The sequence below is a fragment of the Streptococcus sp. 1559 genome, from assembly GCF_013276735.1.
In the GTDB taxonomy this organism is placed as follows: Bacteria; Bacillota; Bacilli; order Lactobacillales; family Streptococcaceae; genus Streptococcus; species Streptococcus pseudopneumoniae.
The window spans coordinates 1-8,157 of sequence record NZ_VMLO01000067.1; the positions used below are offsets into that span (position 1 = coordinate 1).

Genomic DNA, 8,157 nt, shown 5'->3' on the forward strand with positions numbered 1-8,157 from the left:
TGTTATGACGCGCTTACGTCTAAGTGGTTAAATAATGGCGATAAAATAAGGAAGCAGGTGAAAAACTACCTCCCAAATGAAAAGGAATTAAGCAACCAAACGCTACTTAATTCCTTGAAATTGTCTCATCACCTCTATTAGCCTTTAAATTTTGAAAGACTCTATTTGCTAATCAATATTTGTCAATACTAACCCTTTCAATCAATTCATTAGTTTTCTAAACTAAGTCTATTAATAAATCCAAAAAGAGTATCAATAGTAAAGTAAACTAAATAATTGAGTTATAAATAGCTATTTTCACAAAACTGTTTCATCATCACACCATCTCAGTACATAAACCATTTTTTCATCTATAGCTTTTGTCTTAATCTTAATCTTTTTTCTTTAATCCAAGAAATGCACCTACGGTAAACATTATTCCGGCAACCAATGACGTGAAGACTTCGCTAACTGTTCCGGTTTTTGGCAACCTATCATTGTTAGTAGTTGATTTACTATCAATATTGGTATCTTTATTAGCTATGTTCTCTGGTTCATTAAGATAAACTTCCTTCTCATTTTCAAAGTTTTTATCATTTTTATCAGGAACTGGAGCTGTAACATCCTTAGTTGAATCAGATCTTTGACTTTCATCTAATTGACTATAATTTACTTGTACAGGAACTGTAGTTTTGACATCTTTAGTTGAATCAAATTTGTGTGAATGATCTTCTCTTTGTAAATCCTCTTTTCTGTGACTTTCATCTAATTGATTATGATTTGCTTGCACCTTATCTTTCTTTTTGGATACATCAAAAGTAGGTTTATTTTCCTCCTCCTTTTTCTCCTCTATTTTCTTGAATACAGGTTTTATAAGGGTATCTTTTGATAGATTAATAACATAGCCAGCGTCTTTTTTACCTTCGAAACCAGCAATTTCCCAACCATCAAATTGATAGCCTTTTTCTAATTCACCCTTATAGACAGGTAAAATAAAATCTTCTTCCGGCACTATCTGAGAACTCATTTCTTTTCCATTTTGAATGGTCACAGTCACCCTATGAGGTTTTAATTCGCTCATTTCTCCCGTATCTTTATTTAAAATAAATTCTTTTACGGTTGTATTTCTTGCGAAATCTTTTACAAGAATCTTAATATTTAGTGTCTTATCTGTTAGTTGTTTAATATCATCAAATGATGTATATTCTTTTCCATTTACATAAATATGTTGTTCTTGAATCTCACCATCGAATCCATTATTTCTTTTATCATTGATGTTAAAGACTACAGATTTTCCATCAGCATATTCGATACTAGTATTTCCCTTAGGATCAATGTTTACTTCGGGTTTAACATTATCATATAAAAACTGATAGTGGACTCCAACTGCTTTCGCATTCAAATCGCTATAGCCAGTTTGAAGATAAACATTTCCATCCATATCTGTTACCTTATCTGGAAATCCGTTTGCTTTATAGTCTTTCATTCCCCAGTCCATGATGTCACCGTCTTTAACATTCAGCTTAACGTTAAAATCTCTAGTGTTATCAATGTGTAAATCTCCGTAGATTAAATAATTATCTACAACCGATTCATTAACTCTCAATTCCCAGTTAAAACCACCCTTATCAGAAATCTTACCTCTTAAATAAAATTCTGGATTTCGTACATAAATTTTATTAGATTTAGATGGATTAAAGTAGTTCTTATCCATTGAAAGGTTTACTGGTTTGGTATCAATAAATAACATGGAGCCATCTTCTTTTATAGCTTCTACATTAGAATATTCCTCCCCATGATACTCTTTATTATCTTTACCAAATAATACAAGTTTAGAGGAATCTGTCACAAGATTTCCATCTTTATCGATTGCTTCCCCTTTATCATTCATGTTAAAGGTAAACACTTGATATCTTACAATGTTAAAGCCGTCCAAAGCCGACATTAATACTGATTGAGTGCTTCTTCCATCTTTAACATTTCTACTATCAGCATAAATTATTTTTTCTGAAAGGACTCTTAGATTAGGATTGGTCTTTTGTATTTTTGCTATATCTTCCTTGCTATAAACTCCATTCCCTGCTAACATATCCGTTTTTCCAGGATTATAGGTAGTCACTTTTAGTGCATAGCCTTTTCTTAGAATGATGTTATCCTTTAACAGATATTGTTGTTTTTCTGAATCAGAATAGATTTTACCAGATTCCATTTCAGTTAAATTGTTTGGTTTGTTCTTTGAAAGATCTCCTTCTCCTAATTCAATTACATTCCCATAACTTGATGCATAGGGATATTCTGTTTTAGTTTCCTTATTTTTTTCAGGCATTCTAATTTTAGTTTTAGCTTTTGTTTCACCCTTATCTTTTACAAGGATATTCATATCACCCGTAAAGGATAGACCATCGACTACATCATTTGTGTTTGCAAATAAGTCAAAGGTTAGAGTTTTAGTTTGTGGGTCGTATTTACTTGCCTTAATTTCTATTAATTTGAAGTCATTGCCATAGTAAGCCTTAGCATTTTTGGATACATTACTTACTTTTCCAAGAATTTCAAAATGTCCATCCTTTGATGGGCTTAATACTCCACCAAGTTTTGATTTAACATCATCAAGTTTCTCAGTTTCATATTCTAGAGCACTCTTATCTTCATAGGCAGTTATATTTCCTTCATCGTCATATTGATAATCAAGTTCTACTGTTCTTGTACCACCATTTACAAAGTCCTCTTCTTCCCTATATTTCTTTTTAATGAGTTTCTTTAGGTCTTTATTTTCAAAGTCTCTAATTGTTGAAATAGTTTTATTTATTTCAAGGCTAGCTTCTCCCTCAACTGAACTTTCTTCATCTGGTTTTGAATCTTCATCCTTAGCTTGATTATTATTGGTATTTTCCTCTGGGCTCTTTGCATTTTTGAGTTTTTCTTCAGAAATTTCACCTAGTTTTTCATATTTAGAAGCAGCTTTGTCAGGATCTACTAGGTAATAAGAAATCATTCCTTTTTCATCAGCTTGGTCATCAAATTTAATTCTATGGATTTTGGTGAAGTTGCTTGCACCATCTAGGGCGATTACTTCGATGATTTTTCCTCTTAAATCTCCTGCTCCGCTAATTTCGTAGATAGTATTTCCATCTTTATCAAGTTTCCTATTTCTTCCCTCACCCTCTCCGGCGTAAGTTACATCAAGACTTTTCTCAACATCTCCATACTTATCGACAAGAGCTGCACCTGCGTACCATACTTCGTTGGCTACTTCTTCAAATTTCTCAGGATGTTCTTTTTGGTCTCTAGCAAACAAGGTTTCGTGTTTGTACTCATCCTTTACCTTGTGGTAGGTATCTTTTGCGATCAATTTAATTTTATCTGGATTAGAAAAATCAATTGAAATAATTTTTGGAGCTGTATTATCAATTTTTACTGGTATATAAGAAACTTGCCATGGATAATCCTTGGTTAATCTATATTTGAATTTGTAGAAGTATTGACCCTCAGCTATTGATTCAAATTGTCCTCTTATCCTAGTAGCTGGATCTTGGTTATCCTTACTTTCTGGTTCATTTTCTTCTCTACCTCTAGGGTTATAGATGAGTCCATCCCACTTCAAATCACCCCAAACTTTTAGTTTAGATGATTTGATTCCCTTTGCATCATTGCTTTTAGAATTTAAAATTCCTCTAATAAAGTGTTCTCTCGAAATGACTTTTAAGTCTCTTTGATTTTCTCCCTCTTTATTTGTATTTACTATTGAAATCAATCCTTCTTCTGCACTTCTTAATACAAGTGGAGAAGGGGTTAATCCTCTTTCTAGTGAAACACTTTGTGGTTCTCCCTTTGAGTCAAGTGGATATACCCTAGCAACATTAGATCCACTAGTGGATTCTGCATGAATACCTTGGTTGTTAAAGGCAAATAAGTCTGGGTCTTGGTCTAGTGATGTAATATTTTTATCTTTTCTGTTTTGAATAATAGCTGCTGGATTAAATTTATCTATACCATGTTCTCCACCAATACCCTTGTTCAAGGTTCCAGGAATTTTCGGTTTACCATCATCATCATAACCTTCCATTGTTTTTGATTTTGATCCTTCTTCCCAAGCCCATTTATCAAGGATTGGTTCGTGGTTCCAATTCCCAGCAAATCCCATTAGAGGCATCGACAAAGAAGGTTGGAAGTTTATTTTCTTCCCGTTAGAGTTTAGAGCTTCCATTTCTTCCACTGACTCAAAATGAATAAATGATTCTACAAATTTATTTTTGTCTTTAGCCTCTCCAACATTTATAACCGCATTCAAATCAAAGCTAGAATTTGCGCCTATAGTGAAAGTATCATGCTCAAATGTGATATTTGCTCCTTTGATTTTTTCTGGATGGATTTCTGGAACAATTTGCTTCCCATCTGGAGATTTTTCATCTTTATATGTTTCATCCAGTTTTAATCTGTCAGTTAGAGAATCTGTAGTTATCGCTGATGCTGAAACTTTAAAGGTTAAAGGTCTGTCTGATGTATTGTGAAGCTTAACTGTAAAATATTTTTCTTCTCCTTTTATTTCTTTAAGAGAAATAGAACCATAAGAGTTTACCAAACCTTTAGAATCCTTGTTTTTGAAAGTCGCTACAACTTCATTTCTCAAAGCATTGGCAACATTAATTAGCCCTGCTCCCTGTTGTCTAGGTGATGCAAAGTATTGGCTTTTTTCTTTCCAAGACGTTGCGTCCATCATAGGTCGCGCAGTATTTTGTAAAGCAATTTTTGTAAGACTTGTAAGGTCTATTTTGTCATCTCCCTCAAGATTTTTCAATACAGGTCTTTCAAGCATTTCCTTTAACTTCGGTCTAATCAAAACAGTAGAAGCTGCTACGATTGGAGTTGCCATACTAGTTCCTGACATATAGCCATAAGTTGATTTCCCATTAATGACATTGAGAGTAGATTTAATGTTTTTACCAGGTGCTGAAACATCGGGTTTTAAAAGTAAATCTACTCTTGGCCCCCAAGATGTGGATCCTGCTGGAACGATGATATCTTCTTTATAGAGTTCTTTGTCTGTGTCAGGTGCAAACTTAAAGTCAATCTCTTTTTCGTCACCTACATTCGGTTTGTTGGAATTAAAACTTTCCATATCAATTGGATAGTATTGCTCCAACTTATCTTTAAAATCTTCTTTATTATTTCTTTTGACTTCAGTTTTTTTATCAGGATTAATCATGTTCCATAGCTTTACACCATCATCTCCTGAAATTGAAAACACTTGACTTTTAGTAGCTTCATCCGCTTCATATCCCATAGCTGGAAGCTCTGTCCAATTATCTCTATTGTAGTAATTGACAGTATTTACAACCATAATGGCGCGTGCGCCCTTATCCGTAGCTTTTTTAAAAGCATTTTTTAAATCCTTTGTATAAATTCTATCCATTACTGCAATTTTGCCCTTAAGATCCAAACCTATCAACTCTTGGTCTTGGCCCTTGCCTATATATACAAATTTCAATTTATCAGGAGCTTTTGAACCATCTTCATTTGTTGTGATTTTATTCTTATCGAAAAAGGCCCCTATATTTCTGTATTTAAAACTTTCTCCACCTATGTTAACTTTATCAAACTCAACTGTTTGATTTTTAGCAGAAGCGACCGCTATCGCATCTTCATGTGCTGCAGTTCGTGTTACATTTCCAGTGTCGGTCATTTTCAGATGATTATTTGCTACTAAATCCCATGAAGAACTTGAAGCAGAAGTCGCATAGTTACCCGTAGCGACAACCATTGGAATGCCTGCTTTTCTTAATGCTCTAATAGCTTGCCAATATTTCTCACCTACAAGACCTGTTCCTGTAAAACCAGATGATACCGAAACAACATCAACGTTGTGTTTGATGGAATCTTCAATAGCATGAAACATTGTTTCATCCCCTGCGAACCCAGATCCTGCGTCAGAGTACATTTTATAAGAGAAGATCTGTGCATTAGGTGCAATTCCATCTATGCCATTAAAGTTCTTGATGTCTTTTTCAGTATCATTTCCAGCAAGAATCCCTGCAATATGCATCCCATGGGGATCAAAATAATCACTTCCATCATCAGCTCTTTCTACGGTAATTTTACCACCATTATAATAATTAAAAGCATGAGGAATTTTATCACTCAACCAATAATTTTTATCAGTGCCTTTTAAGTCTTCTTTTTTAAATCTCATTGAGGCTTTGGCATCATCATCGATTCTCATAGCCTTATGCCTATAATCTGTCCCCGTATCGATATTTGAAATGACCATACCTCTGCCATCAAAATTTCTTCCAAATTGAGCATTAATGGCCTTTAGGTAATCAATAGCTTCCTCAACTCCAATTTCCTTTCTGGCATGATTCATCATGGGTTGGAGTTTTTGTGACCGTTCAACCGATGAAATACCTTCTATTAGTTTAATTTTATCCAGATTATCTGGAGTTGTTTCTATTGAAACACCATTAAAAATCGTATTATAGGTATATAAAACGTTTGTATCCTTAAGATTGGATAATTCCTTGATTGCTTTTTCTCCAGATTCTTTATCTTTAAATTCAGCAATATAGACAAGTTTATCCTCTTTTTTGGGACTTTCTGGGTCTTTACTTGCAGACGAGTCCGCTTTATCTCCTTGGGATTGATTGGAATTTTCTTCTTTGCTTGTTGCTTCTTCATTGCTAGTGCTATTGTCTATCACAGGATTTTTACTAACAACTTCTTTTTCCTCAATAATTGTTGTGTTCTTTTCTTCAGTATCCTTTGAAGCTTCTATAGCATGATGAATCTCTTCATGTTTCTCTTTATTTTCTGTTTCCTTATCTACTACTACTTTTTCTTTATCAGAGATATTTAAAGTATCTTCAGAGCTAGATGTATCCGCTAAGACTACCTCATTAGGGGCATAGGCTGCTAAAATAACTGCAGCTGTGGTTAATGACAATACTGTACTTTTTTTCATTTTAATTCCTTACATATTTATTTAACTTCCAATAGATAGAAAACTTTAACTTTGCTAGCCTTTGTTATAAAAAGTTTTACTAAGTATTATCTAGGAAATAGAGTAGTACATTTATATATAATTGTTAGCTCTCCATAAAAATAGTATATCATTTTTTAAATTTAAGTCAAGAAAAATTAATATGTGTTAATTTATTTTTTAATACACATTAAAAATATAGAGTCAAAAACTTTCGTAGTTAGCTGGGGTACATTGTCAGAACATTCACACCATCAAAAATAGTAGCAATCAAATTGAACCACTACCAAAATCACAAAGTCAAACATCATTGATGAAATATCAGCGCTATTAAACAATATAAATAACCGCTAAGAATAAGACTTAACCCCAAATCATTCATACCTCTCTCAACTAGATGTAACTTACAAAACCCCTGACCTCATGAGCCACTTTCTTCCTCCTCATGAGGCCAGTTTTACTTTCTGCTGTTCCAGTATCGTTTTTCCTCGCTAGATTTCCTCAAAAGGGCAGACTCCTCCCTTGGTGCGTCACACGATTTTTTCATCTCGACTGTTATTTAATGCATCATTAACGACGCTTTTCTTCTAGGTGGTTCATAAGGAACAGGAAGATTCAGGTTGGCTTTTCTAATCCTAGAATAAAGTGCTGAAAACAATTCGGAATAGGCATAGAGACTAGACAATTTGAGGAGCTGCTTGCGTCCTGTTCGAACACATTTTCCTACCACGTGAAGAAAAAGATGGCGGAAGCGTTTGATTGTTAAAGTTTGGAAGTCACCTCCAGCTAGATGTTTGAGAAAAAGATAGAGATTGTAGGCGATACAGCTCTTCATCATACGAACTTCGTTTTTGATTAAGCTTGAACTATCCGTTTTATCGCCAAAAAATCCCTCCTTCATCTCCTTGATGAAATTCTCGGCTTGACCACGTTTTCGTTCAGAGAACTGGCAGACACGACGCTTGTGCGACCAAGATCCTGCTTGATAGAGAGTTTCTGAGTAGGCGGAGTGGGGCAAGATGGTTAAGTCCTCATCCTGTGGGCGAGGGATCCAAGACGGCTCAGAACAGTATTTTTCTTGAGTTTTATGAGGTAGTATTGCCCTGTTTTTTCAATTAAATCGTATAATTTTGGGGTCGCAAAGCCACTATCCATTCGAAAGAGAAGTTGATTAAACCGTTCGAAAACAGGTGTGATAAAGC

General features: G+C 34.3%; 1 protein-coding gene and 1 pseudogene. Both read right to left on the minus strand.

Translation table 11 applies throughout. The features are described from left to right. Positions 1–370: 370 nt before the first annotated feature. A complete protein-coding gene (locus HT688_RS08320) occupies positions 371–6,937 on the minus strand; it encodes a S8 family serine peptidase (RefSeq protein WP_172923698.1) in 6,567 nt (2,188 codons plus the stop codon). A gap of 577 nt (positions 6,938–7,514) precedes the next feature. Beyond that, positions 7,515–8,157, minus strand: a pseudogene (locus HT688_RS08325) (transposase); the annotation flags it as partial.

Excerpts from the sequence above, each read along its gene's own strand:
- HT688_RS08320 (WP_172923698.1), bottom strand. The coding sequence starts at position 6,937 with ATGAAAAAAAGTACAGTATTGTCATTAACCACAGCTGCAGTTATTTTA.